Source organism: Macrococcoides bohemicum (assembly GCF_016865215.1).
GTDB lineage: Bacteria > Bacillota > Bacilli > Staphylococcales > Staphylococcaceae > Macrococcoides > Macrococcoides bohemicum.
In genome coordinates this window covers 1,633,938-1,655,604 of record NZ_CP054482.1, presented here as the reverse complement: position 1 = coordinate 1,655,604, position 21,667 = coordinate 1,633,938, and the positions used below count along the sequence as shown (strand labels likewise).

Annotated in this window: 23 protein-coding genes and 1 other annotated feature; of the genes, 21 read left to right on the top strand and 2 right to left on the bottom strand. The window is 34.4% G+C overall.

The genetic code is table 11. The features are described 5' to 3' along the window. The 10 genes from nirB (at window position 1) to HT586_RS08530 (ending at window position 9,528) form a co-directional block, all read left to right on the top strand. On the top strand, window positions 1–2,403 hold the full coding sequence (gene nirB, locus HT586_RS08575; RefSeq protein WP_111744687.1) for a nitrite reductase large subunit NirB: 2,403 nt from the start codon (window positions 1–3) through the stop codon (window positions 2,401–2,403). Window positions 2,404–2,405: 2 nt separating this feature from the next. Then, on the top strand, window positions 2,406–2,720 hold the full coding sequence (locus HT586_RS08570; protein ID WP_096078070.1) for a nitrite reductase (NAD(P)H) small subunit: 315 nt from the start codon (window positions 2,406–2,408) through the stop codon (window positions 2,718–2,720). Continuing rightward, a complete protein-coding gene (gene cobA / locus HT586_RS08565; RefSeq protein ID WP_203545599.1) occupies window positions 2,708–3,730 on the top strand; it encodes a uroporphyrinogen-III C-methyltransferase in 1,023 nt (340 codons plus the stop codon). Before HT586_RS08570 ends, cobA begins: the two co-directional genes overlap by 13 nt. A 31-nt stretch (window positions 3,731–3,761) precedes the next feature. Further along, on the top strand, window positions 3,762–5,126 hold the full coding sequence (locus tag HT586_RS08560) for a hypothetical protein (protein ID WP_203545598.1): 1,365 nt from the start codon (window positions 3,762–3,764) through the stop codon (window positions 5,124–5,126). Between the two features lie 103 nt (window positions 5,127–5,229). After that, window positions 5,230–5,862 (top strand): MOSC domain-containing protein, encoded by a 633-nt coding sequence (locus HT586_RS08555; RefSeq protein WP_188017642.1) that lies wholly within the window; start codon window positions 5,230–5,232, stop codon window positions 5,860–5,862. 74 nt (window positions 5,863–5,936) lie between these two features. Next, complete coding sequence (locus tag HT586_RS08550) at window positions 5,937–7,142, top strand: DUF819 family protein (protein ID WP_203545597.1); 1,206 nt, start codon at window positions 5,937–5,939, stop codon at window positions 7,140–7,142. A 55-nt stretch (window positions 7,143–7,197) separates the two neighbouring features. Then, window positions 7,198–8,265 carry a M42 family metallopeptidase gene (locus HT586_RS08545; protein WP_203545596.1) on the top strand — a complete coding sequence of 356 codons (1,068 nt, stop codon included), beginning with the start codon at window positions 7,198–7,200 and terminating at the stop codon, window positions 8,263–8,265. 58 nt (window positions 8,266–8,323) lie between these two features. After that, the gene (locus HT586_RS08540) at window positions 8,324–8,527 is read left to right on the top strand and encodes a hypothetical protein (RefSeq protein WP_203545595.1); all 204 of its coding nucleotides are present in this window, start codon (window positions 8,324–8,326) and stop codon (window positions 8,525–8,527) included. Window positions 8,528–8,564: 37 nt separating this feature from the next. After that, on the top strand, window positions 8,565–8,972 hold the full coding sequence (locus tag HT586_RS08535) for a hypothetical protein (protein WP_203545594.1): 408 nt from the start codon (window positions 8,565–8,567) through the stop codon (window positions 8,970–8,972). Window positions 8,973–8,988: 16 nt separating this feature from the next. Beyond that, window positions 8,989–9,528, top strand: a complete 540-nt coding sequence (locus tag HT586_RS08530; protein ID WP_203545593.1) for a histidine phosphatase family protein — start codon at window positions 8,989–8,991, stop codon at window positions 9,526–9,528. A gap of 230 nt (window positions 9,529–9,758) precedes the next feature. Here the strand turns inward: HT586_RS08530 and HT586_RS08525 are convergent, their stop codons facing one another. Then, window positions 9,759–11,405 (bottom strand): alpha-keto acid decarboxylase family protein, encoded by a 1,647-nt coding sequence (locus HT586_RS08525; RefSeq protein ID WP_203545592.1) that lies wholly within the window; start codon window positions 11,403–11,405, stop codon window positions 9,759–9,761. Window positions 11,406–11,543: 138 nt separating this feature from the next. Here HT586_RS08525 and HT586_RS08520 point away from each other — a divergent pair, with 138 nt between their 5' ends. From HT586_RS08520 to HT586_RS08480, 9 genes are all read left to right on the top strand, one after another. Beyond that, window positions 11,544–11,987: a MarR family winged helix-turn-helix transcriptional regulator gene (locus tag HT586_RS08520; RefSeq protein ID WP_203545591.1), complete on the top strand. Its 444-nt coding sequence runs from the start codon at window positions 11,544–11,546 to the stop codon at window positions 11,985–11,987. Between the two features lie 30 nt (window positions 11,988–12,017). Beyond that, window positions 12,018–12,755 carry a TrmH family RNA methyltransferase gene (locus HT586_RS08515; RefSeq protein ID WP_203545590.1) on the top strand — a complete coding sequence of 246 codons (738 nt, stop codon included), beginning with the start codon at window positions 12,018–12,020 and terminating at the stop codon, window positions 12,753–12,755. 25 nt (window positions 12,756–12,780) lie between these two features. Next, on the top strand, window positions 12,781–13,146 hold the full coding sequence (locus HT586_RS08510) for a hypothetical protein (RefSeq protein ID WP_096076209.1): 366 nt from the start codon (window positions 12,781–12,783) through the stop codon (window positions 13,144–13,146). Between the two features lie 107 nt (window positions 13,147–13,253). After that, entirely contained in the window at window positions 13,254–13,742 is a 489-nt protein-coding gene (locus HT586_RS08505; protein ID WP_203545589.1) for a hypothetical protein, read from the top strand. Beyond that, a complete protein-coding gene (locus HT586_RS08500) occupies window positions 13,742–14,275 on the top strand; it encodes a hypothetical protein (RefSeq protein ID WP_203545588.1) in 534 nt (177 codons plus the stop codon). Before HT586_RS08505 ends, HT586_RS08500 begins: the two co-directional genes overlap by 1 nt. After that, entirely contained in the window at window positions 14,259–14,465 is a 207-nt protein-coding gene (locus HT586_RS08495; RefSeq protein ID WP_133353413.1) for a hypothetical protein, read from the top strand. Before HT586_RS08500 ends, HT586_RS08495 begins: the two co-directional genes overlap by 17 nt. 45 nt (window positions 14,466–14,510) lie before the next feature. Continuing rightward, window positions 14,511–14,706: a binding site (T-box leader), on the top strand. Window positions 14,707–14,757: 51 nt separating this feature from the next. After that, window positions 14,758–15,828: a phenylalanine--tRNA ligase subunit alpha gene (gene pheS / locus HT586_RS08490; RefSeq protein ID WP_203546567.1), complete on the top strand. Its 1,071-nt coding sequence runs from the start codon at window positions 14,758–14,760 to the stop codon at window positions 15,826–15,828. Next, window positions 15,815–18,217, top strand: a complete 2,403-nt coding sequence (gene pheT / locus HT586_RS08485) for a phenylalanine--tRNA ligase subunit beta (protein WP_203545587.1) — start codon at window positions 15,815–15,817, stop codon at window positions 18,215–18,217. The genes pheS and pheT overlap by 14 nt, the downstream gene beginning before the upstream one ends. Before the next feature lie 86 nt (window positions 18,218–18,303). Further along, window positions 18,304–19,296 (top strand): nuclease-related domain-containing protein, encoded by a 993-nt coding sequence (locus HT586_RS08480; protein ID WP_203545586.1) that lies wholly within the window; start codon window positions 18,304–18,306, stop codon window positions 19,294–19,296. 484 nt (window positions 19,297–19,780) lie between these two features. On the opposite strand, the gene rnhC is transcribed toward HT586_RS08480, so the two are convergent. Beyond that, on the bottom strand, window positions 19,781–20,713 hold the full coding sequence (gene rnhC, locus HT586_RS08475) for a ribonuclease HIII (RefSeq protein WP_188017656.1): 933 nt from the start codon (window positions 20,711–20,713) through the stop codon (window positions 19,781–19,783). A 107-nt stretch (window positions 20,714–20,820) separates the two neighbouring features. Here rnhC and zapA point away from each other — a divergent pair, with 107 nt between their 5' ends. Continuing rightward, complete coding sequence (gene zapA, locus HT586_RS08470) at window positions 20,821–21,096, top strand: cell division protein ZapA (protein ID WP_096076217.1); 276 nt, start codon at window positions 20,821–20,823, stop codon at window positions 21,094–21,096. Continuing rightward, window positions 21,089–21,640 carry a CvpA family protein gene (locus tag HT586_RS08465; protein ID WP_133353410.1) on the top strand — a complete coding sequence of 184 codons (552 nt, stop codon included), beginning with the start codon at window positions 21,089–21,091 and terminating at the stop codon, window positions 21,638–21,640. The genes zapA and HT586_RS08465 overlap by 8 nt, the downstream gene beginning before the upstream one ends. Window positions 21,641–21,667 lie beyond the last annotated feature (27 nt).

The window sequence follows — 21,667 nt, the reverse complement described above, 5'->3', positions numbered from 1 at the left end:
ATGAAACAACAATTAGTTATGATTGGTAATGGTATGGCAGGGATTCGTACAATTGAAGAAATTTTAGAGCGCAATCCAGATCTTTTTGAAATAACAGTTATCGGTGAAGAACCATATCCAAACTATAACCGTATTATGCTTTCTAATATTTTACAGAAGAAGATGGATATTCAGGAAACAATTCTAAATGATTATGAATGGTATAAAGAACAAGGCATCACATTAATCAATGATGATAAAGCTGAAACAATCGACAGAGCAAATAAGACAGTAACAACGAAAAAAGGCATCACAGTTTCATATGATAAATTAATCATCGCAACAGGATCAACTGCTTTCATGTTACCGATTGATGGTGTGAAACTTGAAGGTGTTATCGGGTGGAGAACGATTAAAGATACAGAATACATTATCGAACATGCGCGTCACTACAAAAAAGCAGTCGTAATTGGCGGTGGATTGCTTGGATTAGAATGTGCACGTGGATTAATAGACCAGGGCATGGATGTTACTGTTGTACATTTAGGTGAATGGTTAATGGAAATGCAGTTAGATCGTAAAGCAGGAGAAATGTTAAAAGCTGATTTAGAGAAACAAGGTATGAAGTTTAAATTACAAGGAAACACTCAGGAAATTATCGGTAAAGACCGTGTTGAAGCGATTCGTTTGAGTGATGGTTCAGTGATTGAAACAGATTTAGTTGTAATGGCTGTTGGTATTCGTCCGGTAACAAAACAAGCACGAGCTGCTGAACTTGAAATCGGTCGTGGTATCGTTGTTAATGATTTTATGCAGACAAGTGATCCGGATGTATACGCGGTTGGTGAATGTGCTGAACATAACTCAAAGGTTTATGGTTTAGTAGCACCACTTTACGAACAAGGTAAGGTATTAGCAGACCATATCACAGGCAATCCAACAGATGGATATCACGGATCAACTACATTTACGTCACTTAAAGTATCTGGCTGTGATCTATTCTCTGCCGGTAAGATTTATGAAGGTGAAAAGACACGCGGTATTGAAGTATTTAACGGTTTAGATAATGTCTATAAAAAAGTATTCGTAGAAGAAGGAAAAGTTGTAGGGGCTGTACTTTACGGGGATACTGAAGAAGGTAACCGTTTCTACAATATGATGAAAAAAGAAGAAGCAATCGAAGAATTTACATTAGTGTCACTATTGCATAAAGCTGGTGAAGTTGATGCGATCAGTGTGGAAACGATGGCTGACGATGAAACAATTTGTGGATGTAACGGTATTTCTAAAGGACAAATCGTTAAAGCTGTACATGAAAAAGGATTAACTACAGTAGCTGAAGTTACAGCACATACTAAAGCGGGTGGATCATGTGGTAAATGTAAAGGACAAATCGCTGATTTACTCGTTCATACTTTAGGTGATAAATTTGAAGCGGGTGGTCCAACAGGAATTTGTGGATGTACAGAACTTTCACGTGACCAGATTGTGACTCAAATTCGTGCAAAAGGTTTAAAAACTTCTAAAGAAGTACGTCACGTATTAGGATTTAAAAACTTAGGTGGATGTCCGAAATGTCGTCCGGCAGTCAACTACTACTTAAATATGTGCTGGCCACATGAGCATGAAGATGAAAAAGATTCACGTTATGCAAATGAACGTTTCCATGCGAACATTCAAAATGATGGTACTTTCTCTGTCATTCCACAGATGCAAGGTGGGGTAACAAATCCTGATCAGTTAATTAAATTAGGTGAAGTTGCGAAGAAATATGATGTACCGTTAGTGAAGATCACTGGTGCACAGCGTATCGGTTTATATGGTATTAAAAAAGAAGAATTACCTCAAGTGTGGGAAGATCTAGGCATGCGTTCAGCATCTGCTTACGGTAAAAAACTACGTTCTGTTAAATCATGTGTCGGTAAAGAATTCTGTCGATTTGGTACACAGTTAACGACACAACTTGCCATACGTCTAGAATCAACATTTGAATATATTGATACACCACATAAATTTAAAATTGGGGTATCAGGTTGTCCGCGTAGCTGTGTAGAATCTGGTGTGAAAGATTTCGGTGTTATCGGTGTTGAGAATGGCTTCCAGATCTTTGTTGGCGGTAACGGTGGTACGGAAGTTAAAGCAGCAACATTGCTTACAACTGTAGCAACTGAAGACGATGTGATTCAATTATGTGGTGCGATGATGCAATACTACCGAGAAACAGGTATTTATGGTGAACGTACTGCACCATGGATGGAGCGTTTAGGATTCGACCAGGTGAAAGATGTATTACTTGATGAAGCCAAACAAAAAGAATTATTTGAACGTTTAATGGATGCTAATAAAGCACGTCAGGAAGAGCCGTGGAAAGCGATTGCATCAGACGAAGAGAAACGAAAAATGTATGAAGTGGAGCGCGTATAGTCATGGAAAAAATCAAATTATTCAATGTATCTGAACTAGAACCTCAAATCGGTAAGAAAGTATTTGTTAAAGATGAAGAAATCGGTATTTTCTTATTAGAATCTGGAGAAATTAAAGCAATCGGAAATCGTTGCCCTCATAAAAATGGTCCTTTAACAGAAGGTACGGTAAGTGAACATTACGTATTCTGTCCGCTGCATGACAGAAAGATTGATTTAAATGATGGCCAGGTGCAGGCACCTGATGAAGCAGATGGATGTGTCGCAACTTATAAAGTTGAAGTTGATAACGGTGAGATATTCATATGGATAGATTAGGAAAGGTCATTTTTATAGGAGCTGGACCAGGTGATCCTGGTCTTGTTTCTTATAAAGCTATCAGAAGAATTAAGACTGCAGATGTCATTATATATGATCGACTAGTCAATCCGATACTTTTACAGCTTTCTAAACCTGATTGCGAACTTATTTATGTTGGAAAAAATCCAGATGTTAAATATAAAGCACAGAATGAAATTAATCGTATCATTAATGAGAAAGCAGCATTAGGATCAACAGTAGTGCGTCTTAAAGGTGGAGATCCTGGTATATTTGGCCGACTTTCTGAAGAAGTAGATAGTTTAGAAAAGAAATATAAATATGAAGTTATTCCTGGTATAACAAGTGCCAGTGCAGCTGCACTCTATTCAGGATTTCCATTAACTGATCGCGCGCATGCGCCACATGTTACTTTCTCAACAGGTCATCTGCAAAAAGATAGTATGCGTGAAATTGATTTTCAGGCACTAGCTAAAGGTGGGACACTAGCGCTTTATATGGGGATGAAAGCTTTACCTGAAATTGTCTCTGTCCTTTCAAAAGATATGGATGCACATTTAAAGGTAGCTGTTATCGGAAATGCAAGTTATGGTTATCAAAAGACGGTGATAGGAGATTTATCTACAATAAACGATCTTGTTATAGAACATAAAGTTACACATCCGGCAATGATCATTATCGGTGATGTAGTAAATGTACGTGACGATTTATCATGGTTTGAACAATTACCTGAGTTCGGATTAAGAAAACTATTCGTTTCACAAAACGACATCGACAAAGAAGAAATACTGGACATGTATGACCAAGGTGGATTTTATTATGCAATCGACCAGTTAAGCGATGATCGTATACAAAGTAAGTATTTCAATATCCATTCTGAAATATTATCGTTTCATAGTTTTGATGAATTCATAACAGACTCACTCGAGTCAATAAGTTTACTGGAAAATAGATACAATATAAAAATCAATCCGTCAAAGGTTAAATTAAGTGAAAGCTTGAACGATTAGTTCAAGCTTTTTTAAATCAAGGAGTTATCTAATGACAATCAATGTAGAGAAGTTTATAGAGATATTACCGAACTTAAACAACACAGAAAATGTATATTTAAGTCTTTTAGCTGAACGTGGCTTAAACATTAATCGAGATAGTATTCAAACAGAAGTCGTTTTACCGAACCTGGTCGAAGCAGACATTATTCCTGCTACAAATGGTGCGATGTTCTTTATGCCGATTGAAATGATCAATATCTACAATCAACATGAATTAAATAGTGAATTTCCTGAAATAAAACCACCATCGGAAGAAGAAATCGAAAATGAAAGCGCAGCGTTTGAAACGAACATTGCGCAATATAATGAACAGATGAAGATGGAAGAAGAAATCGATACAATGATTCAAACGCATGGAAACAAATCTTTAAGAGAACATTTAAATCATTTTGCGTTTGAAGATTTAAAAGCAATCGCCATGTTTTATCAATTGGATATTAAAGATGACAAGCAAACCCAAATTAATATCATTAATGAATTATTTTTCAAAGATTTCACGATGCTAGAAAAAATGCTGAAATATATGGATTACGAGCTGCTGTTAAATATCGAGAATGCACTACAATTTGACTATGATAATTTTACATATATGAAAGGTGCAACTAAAGAAATTTTTCTATATGCACCTACATTTAACGAAATATTATTTTTACCGATTGATGTCGCAAAGCATATAAAAGCATTTAAAAAACATAAGGGTTACTTAAATCAAGAAATCGAAAAAATAAAGTTTTATCGAGGAATCTTTAATATTTATGGCTTTGTACGTATTGATATAATGCAGCAAGCCTATCAAAAACTTTATCAGGAAGTATTAACAAGAGATACAATAGTAAAAGACATTCAAACTTTCTTTCCTAATCTTGTTCCGAATATAAAGGGAAACTGGATTAAGCATGAATTGTATTCACATCAGCAATTAAATTTAGATGAAATGTTCAGTAATATGGAATACTATATACCGCAATCAAAAGAAGCGGTATATAAATATATATTAAACGCATATGTTGAACCAAGTAATAATACACGTGAACTGAAAATAGAATTAAAACGCAATATGAAAGGTGAAGTAATTTACAATCAACAAATTGAAGCACTTTTTTCCGAGATTATTGAGACATTTCGTGTGACTGATAGTTTTGAAACTGCATTTGAATTTATAGCTGATCTCGGCGCGAAGAATATGATTAGTATTGTACCGACTGAAAAGTTAACGAAGCTGTTAAAAGAAGTATACACTGAAGTTAGGTTATGGCGTTTGGGTGGTAAGAAAGTAAGTGAAATGCCAGAGTTTAAACATATTAAAATACAGGTTGTTCAGAAGAAAAGTAAGAAGAAAAAGAAGAGGAAATAGGGATTTTATGAAATAAAAGCTGCTCAATTGAGTGGCTGTTTATTATTTACTTATGTATTTGATAATAATACACTTGAAGTAATACAAAATTAGAGGTGAGCGTATGCATTATGAATTAAAAAGAATTTGTATCGGTGGTATAGAAAAGATTGATGTAAACGGTAAAGAGAAGAAAACTGCTTATTATAAATATCCTATCGAAAATGCAGTACAACTCACTGTTATGGGGTTTGTCGGAGATCAACATGTTTATAAAGGTCATGGTGGTGTAAATAAAGCGGTCTGTTTATATGATTATAAAGATTATGATTTATGGTCAGATTACATGGATATAGATACAGAATTTAGTTTGTTCGGTGAGAATATTACGACTGTTGGACTAGATAAAGATACGATTTGTATTGGCGATACGTTTAAACTTGGAGAGGCACTTATTCAAGTGACTGAAGGACGTGGGCCATGTAATACGATTGCACAGGTTCACAATGTACCGAATATTGTAAAGATGATGGCTGCAAGTCGAGCAACAGGGTGTTACTTTAGAGTACTTGTTGAAGGCGTAGTTGCACCAAATAGCAGGTTAGAACTTATGAAGAAAGATGAAACTAGATTGACGTTACATGAGTTTAATGAATTAGTATACGGTGATAAGAAGAACAAAGCTTTGATTGAAAAAGCATTAAAAGTTGATGCTTTACCTGCTGAACATAAAGAAAAGTTTGCGAAACGTTTATAATAAATGATTACCTCTTCAATAATATAGAATATTCTGATAAATTAGAAGTATAATACTTATTGAGGAGGTAAACGATGAAGACACTTTTTGCATCAGACGATGTCATGATGTTATGGGCAATCATTGTAATATTCAGCAGTCTAAGTATTTATCTTGAATTAAAATACAAATGGGCTGCCAAAATTTCAGGGGCTATTATCGCCTTAATCTTTGCACTGTTACTTTCAAACTTTAAAGTGATACCTACAGAGTCCGTTGTTTATGATCAAGTATGGGGTTTCATTATTCCGTTAGCTTTACCGTTATTATTATTTCAAATTGATATTAAAGCAATTTGGAAAGAAAGCGGTCGATTACTCGGTATTTTTTTATTAAGTTCTGTAGGAACGGTAGCTGGAACTTTTGCTGCATTCTTTTTATTAAAAGAACATATCCCTTATCTCGATAAACTGAGTGCGATGATGAGTGCGAGCTATATTGGTGGGGGCGTGAATTTTGCTGCGATGGCATTAAAGTTTAATCCACCTAAAGATGTAATTTCAGCTGCAGTAGTTGCAGATAACTTAATGACAGCGCTATTTATTTTGACATTAATGGCGATTCCTACAATACGATTCTTTAGAAATAAATTTAATACGCCGCACATTGATGAAGTAGAAGGAACTCAAATTGCAGGGCGGGATGATTATTTCAGTCGTAAAGAAATTTCGTTACTCGATATTGCGTTAAATTTTGGTGCAGCATTCTTTATTGTGGCTATATCATTTAAACTGTCAGCATTTATGACTGATATTTTGCCGAAAGCTGATGGCAATATTTTATATGAAATGTTTACAAGTCTTGTAACAGATAAATATTTAATCTTAACGACGTTTACTTTTGTTTTGCTATTACTATTCCCTAAATTCTTCAAACAGTTAAATGGTAGTAATGAATTTGGAACATTTCTCATTTATCTCTTCTTCTTCGTATTAGGAATTCCAGCTTCAATACCTTTAATTATCCAGACAGCACCATTGCTGTTATTATTTGTATTTATTATTGCGATGCTGAATCTTGTTATGAGTTTAGTTGCCGGTAAATTAATTGGAGCAGACTTAGAGGAAATTTTATTGGCAAGTAATGCTAATATAGGTGGGCCGACAACTGCAGCAGCGTTAGCTATAGCTAAAGGGTGGCATAAATTAATCGGACCGATACTCGTTGTAGGGACACTAGGTTATATTATTGGGAATTATATCGGAACAGCGATTGGTATATTTTTAGGACAATATATGTAATAATATCCTATAATGAGATAAAATATAAGTTTACGGTGGAATAGGAGATGTATTTATGGACAAGCAACTAGCACTACTTAAACAAATGACCGACTGTAATGCACCGGCTGGATTTGAACTGCCGATGACACAATTAATGCAGCAATTATTTGAAACGATTAACGTTGAAACGGTACGTGATAACACTGGCAGTATATTTGGTGTTCGTAAAGCGAACAGTGAACACGCTATCATGTTATTAGGTCATCTGGATGAAATCGGCTTTATGGTTACTGAGATCACTGAACGAGGCTTTATAAAATTTACAAGTCTCGGATACTGGTCGCCGATAGTGATGACAAGTCAGAAAGTAACGATTCACACGAAAGATAGAGATATAAGAGGGGTAATCGGAGGGAAGCCGCCACACGTGTTAAGTACTGAAGAGAGAACTAAAGTAAATCTAGAAAACATGTTTATAGATATCGGGACAGCTTCAAAAGAAGAAACAATAGCAGCAGGGATTAAAGTTGGAGATTGTGTAACACCATATACTGAATTTGAAGTGATGGAAAACCCAAATTATTTGTTAGCAAAAGCATTTGATAATCGCTTTGGATGTGCACTTGCCTACGAAGTTGTTAAAAATGTTACATCACCAAAGATTAATTTGTACTCCGGGGCCGTAACACAAGAAGAAACGTTGTCTCGAGGTGCAAAGACTGCAGCAAACTTAGTAAAGCCAAGTCTCGCGATTGCAATGGATGTATGTTTCTGTTCATTAACGCCTGGTATGGAGGATGCAGGTAATGCAAAGATGGGTGACGGACCAGTTATTATACTAGCTGATGCATGGAATATCGCGCATGTTGCATTGAAACAATATATTATTGATGTCGCAAAAGACCACAATATTGCAATACAGTTCGATCACTTAACAGGTGGCTACACAGATGCAGGACACGTCGCACAAAGTAACACAGGCGTCCCAGCTGTAACAATCGCTGTACCAACACGTTATATTCATAGTAATGTGTCTATGATGAACCGAGAAGATTATACCAGTGCAGTGAAATTGATGACAGCTGTTGTTGAAGGACTGGATGATGCATTAGTGGATAAGATTATAGGGCAAACATACTAATACTGTATAAATTTGGTTGTTTATGATAAGATGATAAAAAACAACTAAGGTGGTAATTATGAAAGCATTTACTAAAGGTCTAACAGTAATTATCATGCTGTCATTAATAATGATAATATCTTTAGTAGCAACTAAAAGATATTTTAATCAGCAGGAAATTGACATATTGGTTGAAGGCGCAGAAGCACGCGGCGTTGATTATGAGGTAATCATTACAAACGAGCTCACAAAAGCCTATAAATTTGAAGCGAAATCATCATAATACCTACTGAGAAGTGGGTATTTTTTTGGAGGAGAGAATGAGATTAAAGAAGTTAAGAGGAAAGAAAAGGTTATTTAACAGGATAGCGCAAAGTACTATCGATGATGAGCAAATGAAGATATTAAACTATATTAATATTTATATACCTCAGTTTGTATCTGTATTTGATATGTATCATAATGATAAAGTACTTTATTCTTTTTATAAGACAATGATAATTAAAGCACAGAAAGATTTCTCGGAATATAAGAACGTATTATATATTAATGAGACGTATCCAATGAATTCACAATTAATAATACAGGTTGAGGATTATTATAAGGTTGATGGAAAAGAAGAAGCTGTAGATAAAAAAAGATACATTCTCGCCTTGGAAACAAATTTTAATATAAAATTTGTTAGTTACAAAATAGAAGATGAAATCATTTTAATAGCCAGAATATAAGAGAGGCGTAATTTAAATGCACAGAGTATATTTTATTAGACACTCCATTCGAGATATTTCGTATAAACATGATAAAAGTGCACCATTGACTGAAGATGGTGTGGTACTTGCTCAAGGTTTGATTGAGATTTTTAAGGATAAAGAAATCGCAGGGATTTTTTCTAGCCCTTATAAACGTGCATTGGATACAGTCACGCCGATTGCTGAAAATAAAGATTTGAAGATTGAGGTAGTAGATAATTTTTATGAGCGTACGGTTGGTGATTGGATCGATAATTTCTCGGAATTTGCAGAACGTCAGTGGAAGGATTTTGATTATAAACTTGAGAACGGGGAATCATTGAAGGAAGTTAGACAAAGAATTGTGCCGGCGTTTGAAGATCTGATTAAAGGGAGCGAGGGTGACTTAATTATTTGTGGTCATGGTACTTCTTTTTCAGTACTGTTTAATCATCTGACTGAAGGAGCGTTTGGTTATAAAGATTTCTGTGAAATGAACATGCCAGATGTATTTGAATATGAAATTGGTGGAAAAGCAGTGGTCAAATATATATAATATGTTGTAATAAATTTGAAAATGTTGCGCATAATGTGTGAGTTGCGTACAGCAGTTGTAATTTATTTCAAATTCTTGCGCACTCTTGTTAGACTCTGTGCAGAATTTGTAAATTAAAGTAAACAGTTGCACACAATCAAAACAAACTGGGCATACATCTCCATATAATGGTATCCATAACCAAAGAAATCCCCGTCTCCTCATATATATGAGTGAACGGGGGTTAAATATTATGCTTTTTTATTTGCTTCTGCAAATGCTTTAGAGATATCGATTAATTTTTTCGGTGCATCTTGGACTGCCATATGGATTTCAACGAAATGTAAGTGATCTTTATCTGCTTTAATTTTATCCATTACAGCTTTCAATTCGTTCGAAGTTTTCGCGTCGTGTACAACAACTTCATCTTTTGCACCAAATGTTTCTGGTAACTGTTTATAGTTCCACATTTTAATATCATTATATGGTTCTTCCATACCGTGAATTAATCTTTCTACAGTATAACCGTCGTTATTGATAACAAAGATGATAGGTTTAATGCCTGTGCGAATCATCGTTGATAATGCTTGAACTGTTAATTGTAAAGAACCGTCTCCAATCAGTAATAGGTTACGACGGTTTACATCGGCATGTTGGCTCCCAAGTAATGCTGGGAAAGTATAACCGATTGATCCCCATAATGGTTGTCCGATATATTGATTGCCTTTGTATAATGATAAATCATATGCGCCAAAGAATGATGTTCCTTGTTCGGCAAGTAAGATATCATCTTTTTCTAAGAAGGCATTGACTAATTTAAAATAGTTTTCCTGAACTAACGGTTCATCATTTAATACATAATCCATCTCAGAGCGTTTAAATTTAGGATAGTCCGCAGTGTTTTTATAGTCTAATGTCAATAATCCATCTACTAAATCGATGATTGACACGTCATCACTTACAACGCTACCAGCTTTAAAGTCATTTTGATTCATGAAGATAACGTCGTTAACGTCAAATTCATAGCTGAATCCAGCAGTAGCTGAGTCAGTTAATTTTGCTCCTAAATTAATAATACAATCTGAGTTATTTACATAGTTACGTACATTTTCCTCAGCAATTTTTCCGTCAAAGATACCTAAATATTTATCGTTTTCTTCATTAAAAGCTGATTTACCGAGTGATAATTGAGCTACCGGAATATTTGTTAAGTCTGCAAGTTGTTCTAATTTATCGTGTAGATCAAAAGAATTAATTTCATGACCTACAATAAATACTGGTTGGTTTGCTTTTGATAATCTTTCTTTAACTGCTTCGATATACAGTGATACGTCTTTTGCTGCGTGCTGATAAGCAACTGGAGCATCTGTTATTTCAATTTCAGTTAACGCAACATCTATCGGTAAATGAATATGAACAGGACGACGTTCACGAATAGCTGCATTGATTACGCGTGGAATTTCTGTCTGAGCATTCTCAACTGTTAAAGTTGTTGTTGCACATGTAATGTGTTCATACATTTTAGAATAAGCATCAAACACACCTTCACCTAATGAATGATGAACGTATCGTCCTTCTTGTTGAGCGATACTTGATGGTCCACCAGCAATCTTTACAACAGGTACGCGCTCGGCATAACTTCCGGCAATACCATTGACCGCACTTAATTCACCTACACCAAAAGTGGTACTCACCGCAGCTAATCCTTTAACACGTGCATAACCATCTGCTGCATATGCTGCGTTTAATTCATTCGTGTTACCAATCCATTCAATTTTGTCATGTCGTACAACATCATCTAAAAAGGCTAATGTAAAGTCACCGGGCACTCCAAACATTTTATCTACGCCGTTTACTGCTAATGTATCTAATAATAATTGACCGATTCTTTGTTTCATCAATATTCTCCCCTTCTATTAATAATTCTTTCTTAAATATAATATGCGGAAAATAATAAGTCAATACCATTGACCTATTAATTGAAATAAGTGCAATAGTGGGTATAATAAAAGATAAGTATATTAAAGGAGAATACAATGACACCGGATCGTGACAATGAACATTTACTATTTTATTTTGCCTATAAGACGTATATCACCACAGCTGACGAGATTATAGAACAATATGGTATGCAGCGACAACATCACCGTTTTCTGTTTTTCATTTGTACGAAACCGGGGATCACACAAAAAGAATTACTTCAAGTTCTTGAAATTTCTAAGCAAGGTTCACACAATACATTAAAAGTATTAAAAGAAAAAGCGCTCATTAAAGAAAAACCAGCAAGTAATGATAAGCGACTGAAAGAATTATATCCCACGCCATCAGGTTATGCTTTAATTGAGAAGTTAAATCAAGCACAAAGTGATTTGATGGATGAAATATTTTCAGAACATGGTTATGACTGGCATAAAGTCATGGAAGGTTTATCACAAAAAAGAGAAGGATTTAGTATCATTATGCATGAAAAAGAGTCATAATAAGAAAAGAAAAAATAAGCGAGGTAACGTATGGAACTTATAGAATCAGTAAACAATCTTAAAATTAAACAGATTGCAAAATTACATGCGAGAAAAGATCGTAAGAAAACAGGTCAATTTTTACTTGAAGGATTTCATTTAGTAGAGGAAGCTGCAAAAAGTAATATTGATATTGAAATAATCTTGACAGTTAATCCTGATAAGTTGACTGAAGTGATGGTTCAGAATAGTAAACAGCAATACGAAATAACATTTAAGATTGCAGAGAAATTATCTCAAACAGAAGCACCTCAAGGTATATATGCAGTATGTAATATGCCAACAATCGACGATGTTACATTGAACCGTGCAGTTTATCTGGATCGCATTCAGGATCCCGGCAATGTCGGCACAATTATTCGTACCGCTGATGCAGCAGGTATGGATGCTGTAATTATTGCGAAAGGTACAGTAGATATTTATAACGATAAAGTGTTACGTGCCTCACAAGGCAGTGTCTTTCATATTCCAGTCATAGAAATGGACTTTGAAGAGGCAAGACAAAAAGTGAATGGTAAAGTTATGGGGACAAGTCTTGAAAATTCAGTAGACTATCATCAAGTTGAAAAAGCTGATTCATTTTTATTAGTACTTGGTAATGAAGGACAAGGTGTAGAACAGGCAATACTTGATCAAACGGATATAAATCTTTATGTACCGATACACGGTAAAGCTGAAAGTTTAAATGTAGCAGTATGCGCGGGTATATTAATGTATCACTTGATTTAACATAAAAATAGAGAGGAGTGTGGGCATGGCGTATTTTCATCTTTTAGCGGCATGGAGTAATCAGGACATGGAGCAAATTAAAAAAATTATATCTCATGATATTAAAGCAACTCTTATCAATAATGAATGTGAAGAAATTGTAATGGATTATGACGGATTAATTGGTTTATTACAACAACGGTTTGAATCCAATCAGGAGTGGGATTTTGAAGTCATCTATAATGCACAGAAAAGTGAGTACAGTATTGTAGTAGTTGAAATCACGCGTGAAAATAAACGACATGAGTTATTTGAAGATAAATCTTTATGTACATTTTTCTTCAATAAAGGTGCGCATGATAATAATTTAGTAAGACTCGATATGGTGATGGGGATTAAGCATACGATATAACTCTTCAGTTTGAAGGGTTATTTTTTTGTATATTTTATTTAATTGTAACAAAATGGATAAAATAAATTGTAATAAAATGTTATTATTGGTATAAGGAGTTGGTGTGAATGAAGGAAGAGATACAATTTTACTTTAAACATTTTTTTGATTTTGATACTAGTGTAACTAAAGCTAGATATAAGAAACAAAATACGATCTGTTTAATTATTATTCTAATACTCGCAATTCCGGCATACTTTTTATTTATTAAATTTTATGATGAGCTCTCTTTCAATGAATTAATAAAAATGGAAGATAAGGCATATGAGCAGTATAAAATGAATCAAGGCATATTTTATGTTGTCTTTGCTGGCTTATTTTTTCTGTTGATTCATATCATTCAACTATCAAATGAAATACATCGTTATAATGCACGAGACAAAAATTGGAGAAAGCCAATTTTGTATTTACTGATATTATATCTAATTTATATTGTAGTAAACCTCATATTATTTCTGAACAGACAACCTGAATTAATGAGATCAACTTTTGGTATTTTAATATTGTCTCAGTTTTTATGGATTGGAAATGATGAATTTATGGAAGGTGAAACATAATGATCACACAATTAAAAAGAGAACTAGCATTTTACTTCGCCACCCTCTTCGATACAAAATACAAGATGGGTGTTAAGCAATATCGTAACCAAAGACTTTATATTTCTGTACTAACATTTATTCCGCTTGCATTTTTTTTAATCTATGTCTTCTTTTTTAATGATACTTTTATACAGTCAGATGCATATTACGATTTGCCGATTAAAGAACAAGATCGTTTGAGTTCGTTAGACGATTTCAAGTTTTCTCTGTTATTTACTCTGGCCGTGATAATGATGAAAGTCATTCAATTGCCCTTTGAAATTAAACGTGCTAATTTCAAAAATATCAATTGGGTAATTAGAATCCTCATTCTGGTTATTGGATTTAGTTTTATCATTTTCTGGAGTTTTTATCGATACCATCAAGGTAAAGTAGCTTTTACACACGAGATTATCTTTTTTGTAGTGATGATAAATCTTGTGTTTGGTAATAATTCTTATGAAACAGAAGAAGAAAAGGAGCTGTATAAAATACATGGAGAACATTTATAACTTCCTGCTACTATTTAACGCGTCTACAAGTGTAGAATGGGGTACGTTATTATTTACTTTAGCTCCATTTCTAATGTTTATAGGTATTATTTCACTTCTCATATATTTTTCTCGACGTTATAAAAAGATTAATGAACTAGAACACCGCATACGAGATTTGGAAAAGCGTGATAAACGCAATGATTTATAGGTTGAATATAATTTTTTTATTGATTATAATAAGTATTAATGAAATAAAGAACCGATAAAAAGACGTAATATGTGGAAGTGTTCAGAGAACTATCGTTTGGTGAGAGATAGTCATCGATACATATTTTTTCATCTTTTTGGTTGCTTAATAAGAAGTTAAGCCGGTAGATACCGTTATCATCAACAAGTGTGCACATTTGTGCAAATTTGGGTGGTACCGCGGAATTCTTTTCGTCCCTTATTCAGGGATGGGAAGGATTTTTTTGTTTCTAAAAATTTAAGGAGGCATCATGATGGAGTTAAAGGATAAATTACAAGCATTGAAAGAAGAAGCTGTTCAAAAAGTACAGTCGATTTCTGAGAAAAAAGAATTACAGGATATTAAAGTATCTTACTTAGGTAAAAAAGGTGTCATCACTAGTTTAATGAAAGAAATGAAGTCATTGCCCAATGAAGAGAAACCCATGTTTGGTCAACTAGTAAACGATGCACGTCAAACGGTTGAAAAAGCGATTGCTGAAGTTGAAGAAAAGATACAACGTGATTTAATTAATCGTAAATTAGCAAGTGAAACAGTTGATATCACGTTGCCTCGAAAAGAATTAACAAGCGGTGCGAGTCATCCATTAAATCGAATTATTGAAGATATTGAGGATTTATTTGTTGGTTTAGGATATGAAGTTGTTGAAGGATATGAAGTAGAAAGTGATTATTATAACTTTGAAGCTTTAAACTTACCGAAATCTCACCCGGCGCGTGATATGCAGGATAGTTTCTATATTTCTGAAGAAGTATTAATGCGTACACACACGTCTCCTGTTCAAGCTCGAACGTTAGAATCACGTAAGGGTGAAGGACCAGTAAAGATTATTTGTCCGGGTAAAGTATACCGTCGTGATTCAGATGATGCTACGCATTCACATCAGTTTACACAAATCGAAGGTTTAGTTGTTGATGAGAATATTAAAATGAGTGATTTAAAAGGAACGTTAGAATACTTCGCCAAGAAGATGTTCGGTGAAGATCGTGAAATCCGTTTACGTCCAAGCTTTTTCCCATTTACTGAGCCTTCAGTAGAAGTGGATATTTCTTGTTTCAAATGTAAAGGTAAAGGTTGTAACGTATGTAAAGGAACAGGCTGGATTGAGATTTTAGGTGCGGGTATGGTGCATCCGAACGTATTAGAGATGGCAGGATTTGATTCTAAGAAATACTCTGGTTTCGCATTTGGAATGGGTCCTGACCGTATCGCGATGTTGAAATATGGTATTGAAGATATTCGTCATTTCTATACAAATGATTTACGATTTGTAACACAGTTCTTACGTGCTGAAGATGGAGGTAATGTTGATGTTAGTAAGTAAAGAATGGTTAAGTGACTACGTTAAAGTTGATTTACCGGTAGAAGAGCTTGCTGAGAAAATTACGCGAAGCGGTATTGAAATTGAAGAAATTATTGATTACAAAAAGGATATTAAAAATTTAGTTGTCGGTTATGTCGAGTCAAAAGAGAAACATCCTGATGCTGACAAATTAAATGTATGCCAGGTTAATGTTGGTGAGGAAACATTACAAATCGTATGTGGTGCACCAAACGTTGATGCAGGACAGCATGTCATCGTTTGTTTACCGGGTGGGCGTTTACCAGGTGGCATTAAAATTAAAAAAGCAAAATTACGTGGCATTGAATCAAACGGTATGATTTGTTCATTAGGTGAACTAGGTATACCTTCAAACTTAGTGCCGGATGCATATTCTGAAGGTATCTATGTATTTACAGGTGATGTTAAACCTGGACAGGATGCTTTGGAAGCATTGGATTTAAACGATGAGGTGATGGAACTAGGTCTTACACCAAATCGTAGTGACTGTATGTCTATGATTGGTACAGCATTTGAAACAAGTGCATTATATGAAGAAGACTTATCATTCCCGATTTCTGAAATTAATGAAGTTACGGAAGCAGCAAGTGATTACATTTCTATTCATATTGATAACGTGCAGGCGAGTCCTTATTATGCAGCACGTATTGTCAAAAATGTAAAAATAGGACCATCTCCAGAATACATTCAAAGTCGTTTAATTAAAGCAGGTATTCGTCCGATTAATAATGTCGTGGATGTATCAAACTATGTGATGCTTGAATTTGGTCAACCTTTACATATGTTTGATTACGACCAGATCGGCTCTAAAGAAATTTTAGTGCGTTATGCTAATGATGATGAAGTGATGACGACGTTAGATGATCAGGAACGTAAATTATTATCATCAGATATTGTAATTACGAACGGTGAAAAACCAGTAGCATTAGCCGGTGTGATGGGTGGAGATTTCTCAGAAGTTACTGATAATACAGTGAACGTGTTAATCGAATCAGCGATGTTTGCACCACTTAATATTCGTAAAACAGCTGGTCGCTTAAACTTACGCTCTGAATCTTCAAGCCGCTTTGAAAAAGGTGTAGCAGCTGAATTTGTTGAAGATGCGTTAAACCGTGCAGCTTATCTCTTACAGGAAAATGCGCAAGGTGAAGTATTAAGCGGTATCGTATCAGCTGGCACATTACCTGCATTAACAAGAAATGTAGAAATTACAACGGAAGATATTAACCGTTTAATCGGATTCGAAATTTCAACCACTGAAATTAAAAATATTTTTGAGCGTCTTGGCTTTGAATCTAAAGTGGATGGCGATGCATTTAGCGTTGTTGTACCAAGTCGTCGAGGCGATATCACAATTAAAGAAGATTTAGTTGAAGAGGTTGCTCGTATTTATGGTTATGATGCTTTGCCAGCAACATTACCTGTGACAAAGACGAATAAACAAGTTGGACTTACAGATTATCAGGCGAAACGTCGTGCTGTGAAATCATTATTACAAGGTTTAGGGTTAAATCAAGCAATTACGTATGCATTAGTTTCAAAAGAAAAGGCACAACAGTTTGCATTGAAACAAGCAGATACTGTTAAGTTACTTATGCCGATGAGTGCTGATCATGCTGAATTACGTCAGTCATTAATTCCACATTTAGTTGATGTTGTCATTTATAATAATGCTCGTCAAATGAAGAATGTGGCATTTTATGAAGTAGGAAACACGTTCTTTAAAGTTGAAGGTGAAGAATTACCATCTGAAGAGGAGCATATTGCGGGTATTATCACAGGAGAAGTAACGCCAAGTTATCATCAAGGTAAAAAAGAAACCGTTGATTTCTTCCATGTAAAAGGAATTGTTGAAGCAATCAGTGAACGTTTAGGTATTAAGTTTGAATATCGTCGTTCTGATGAGACTTTATTACACCCTGGACGTAGTGCTGATATATTTGTCGATGATAAAAAGGTTGGTATCATTGGACAATTGCATCCTTCATTTGAATCAGATAACGACCTAAAAGAAACGTATATTTTTGAACTTGATTTAAAAGCTTTATTAAATGATGTTCAAGGTCAGATTATCTATAACATGATTCCGAAGTTCCCTGGAACAAATAGAGATATTGCATTAGAAGTTGAGCGTTCATTAGATACTGGTGAATTAATTAAAGTGATTGAAGCAGCTGATAGTAAGTTACTGCAATCAGCAAAAGTATTTGATGTTTATGAAGGCGAACATATTGCTTCGGACAAGAAATCTGTGGCAATACGTTTAGAGTTCTTAAATCCTGAACAAACCTTAACAGATGAAGATATCAAACCGATTTATGACAAAGTATTAGAAAACTTAACGGCAACAGGTGCTAAGTTAAGAGGATAATATTTGTTAAGAGGTCATCATTTACGATGGCCTCTTTTTATTGTGTTTTTTAAGAAGGATGTTGTATATTTATTTTGTGTTAACATATGTTAAATGAGGTGAAAGCTTTGTTTTTGAAGACACGGATTTTAAATCAATATGAGCGTTATATTTTAGAAGTTGCTGGACGTTTTGAAATGGATGATTTTGATAAAGAAAATTTATTTACTTCTGAGAAAGGGTTGCTTGGTGAAGAACAATTTTATGAGCGGATCAAAGATTGTAGTGGAGGAGCTAAGTTGTGGGATATGCGACTTAGATTAAACGGTCAATCACAGTATGATTTTATTATTATATCAAATGGGAAGATTATGCATTTTGATACGAAATATTATGAAGGACAATATAATTATGTTGATGGTAATTTTATAAGTGAAAATGGCTATGTCATTCATAATCCTATAGCATTGCAAACAAAACAACATATGAGATTATTGCGATTTGTAGATAAAATGGGATTTGGTTATCAAGTATTGAGTTTTATAATTTTTGTTGGTGAAGAATTTAATGTAAGTGGGTTTAATGGTGATAAAAGAATATTATTTGATAAAGACATTAATCGAATTGTAGAAAATTTAAACCAGCGTGAAGTAACATCAGAAGAATTGGGAATTGCACGAATTTTTGTTGACCACTATGATCATAAAGGAAGAAGTCCACGTATACATTACTATCCATTTAGTGAAATGAAAAAGGGTGTAAAGTGTCCGAAATGTCGCGAATTTTTACCAAGCGTTCCAAAGACCGCGAAAAAAGTGAAGTGTACATGTGGTTGTGAAATGACTAAGAAAGAGCTTGTACGTCTTGCATTTGATGCAATATATGTTTTGAAAAATAGTGGCGTTACAGTTAGAGATGTTGTTCAATTTACTGGGGTGGGTAAGACTTTAGTTAAAGAAGTGCTCGGGAAAGAACATCACAAATTGGGAACTTTTAAAGATAGTAAATATTTACCTCACAAAGTTGATGATTTTCTTATTAGAGAAAATGAAATTGAATATACAAAAAAGAAATATGATGAAGAATTTTATGTTTTGTAGTTTTTAACGAAAGAATAAATTACAATGCGGCTGTAAAAGAAAAATACAGTCGCGTACTCAACAAAAGAACAGTGAATGAAAAAGGTTGCGGCTGTAAAAGAAAAATACAGTCGCGTACTCAACAAAAGTACAGTGAATGAAAAAGGATGCGGCTGTAAAAGAAAAATACAGTCGCGTACTCAACAAAAGAACAGCGAATTAAAAGGGATGCGGCTGTAAAAGAAAAATACAGCCGCTTCCTCAACAAAAGAACAGCGAACGAAAAAGGATGCAGCTGTAAAAGAAAAATACAGCCGCTTCCTCAACAAAAGAACAGCGAACGAAAAAGGATGCGGCTGTAAAAGAAAAATAGAACCGCTTCCTCCAATGATAATCTCATTTCCTGCGTCTATCGATTAGATTCACTTTGATATACCACAATAAATACACAAATACTAATAACCCTAACGTCATGTATAAGTAATCCATCATCATATTTTCACTCCTATTTTTTCTTATTGACTAAACTTAATGCTTTCTCGCGATTTTTAAAGTCTTTTTTTGTAATACTGTCTAAATAAGCAATTCCTTTTCTTTCAATTATCTTTGCTGCTTCTAAATCAACTTTAGCTCCGGCACCTTTTGTAATGTGTATTCCAGTCTCACGGATAATCTGATCGTAATACTTAACAAAAGCGTATCTCGCAATAATGGAACTTGCTGCAATCGCGATTGATTTTGATTCTCCTTTTGTTTCGAAGCGGGTTTTCTCGCGTTCCGGAATTGCAGTCAACGCATAATTCTCATACACGCCCTGCACAGCAAACTGGTCAATCACTATATAATCGAGTGGTGCGCCATCAATTTTCTTCAATACATTCGTAATCGCCTGGTTATGTAACACTGCTTTCATCTTAACTTGTGACCATCCAATCGCTTTTCGTTCATTATATTTAGGATTATCTAATACTAACAATGAATGAGGGATAATCGGGATGATTTGTTCTGCAAGTGCAATGATCTTATCATCCTTTAAATTTTTAGAATCCATAACGCCAAGCACTTTTAATATTTCTGCATTCTTCTTAGAAACATAACTTGCCACTACAGTCATTGGGCCGAAGAAATCTCCTGATCCTGCTTCGTCACTGCCGATGCAGTTAAACGAATCATAAATTATGGTTTTACCGGCAACTTTCTTTTTTGATTCACTACTGCCAGCCAATTTAATCCCTGCATTTCCAAGTAACTTTATCGCAAGCGTTTCACTGGTACTGCCCTGAACCATAAATTTATTTGAATTATAAATTGTTACTGTATGACCTTCAATTTTCTTACGATATTTGGAACCCGCTGGTAAATTGCTATCGCTCTCTGGTAGTAAACTGATTATTTTACTTGCTGATTTTTCATCTAATTGGTAAACATTCGAGCTCATAAATATGTCACTCCGTATTTTTTTCTTCACTTATATGTTTTTATTGTATAACTTCCTCTAAAAATGGTAACATAAACAGTAATAAAAGACGATGTTGGAGTGATTTTATGGGAGAATTTAAAAATCGTATCACTGTAACAATATATGACCAACATTATACGATTATTGGTGAAGATGAGCCGAGTCATATCCGACACGTGGCTAGTCTCGTAGATGACCGAATCAATGAAATTGCCCGTATGAGCGCTGGACTTGATACTTCACGTAAAGCAGTGCTGGCGGCGGTAAATATAATGGATGATTATGTGAAGTTACAAGAAGAGTACGAAATCTTAAAACAAAAGTTAATCAATATAGAAAGAATAGGCGAACAAAATGATTAATTTATTATTATTATTTTTCTTGATCCTTGGTACTGTGATTGGATTAAGAAGAGGTTTTATATTACAATCATTGCATTTACTGGGGACGATTGGTTCACTGATTATTGCCCGTATGTATTATGCAGAACTTGCAAAACATCTTGTACTCATCATTCCTTTTCCATCAGCAGAAGGTAATTATAAATCTGAATTTTTAAATATGGTTACGAATGAAATGACATTTTATAATGTCGTGAGTTTTATAATCATTTTCTTTATGAGTAAAGTGATTTTACAGATTGTTGCAACAGTCTTTGATTATATTTCGCAGTTACCACTGCTTAAACAATTAAATGCATCACTAGGTGCGGTGTTAGGTTTTATCGAATGTTATCTGCTGTTATTCATCGTACTATTTTTATTTTCGATGTTGCCAAATGGCTGGATTCAGGAACATTTACAAGGTAGTTTTATTTCTAACTTTATCGTTAACTATACACCTTTCTTAAGTGGCATTGCTAAATCATGGTGGGAAAATATCGGTTTGATTCAAATATTCAAATAAAGTCATAGGCAAAAGTGTCTATGACTT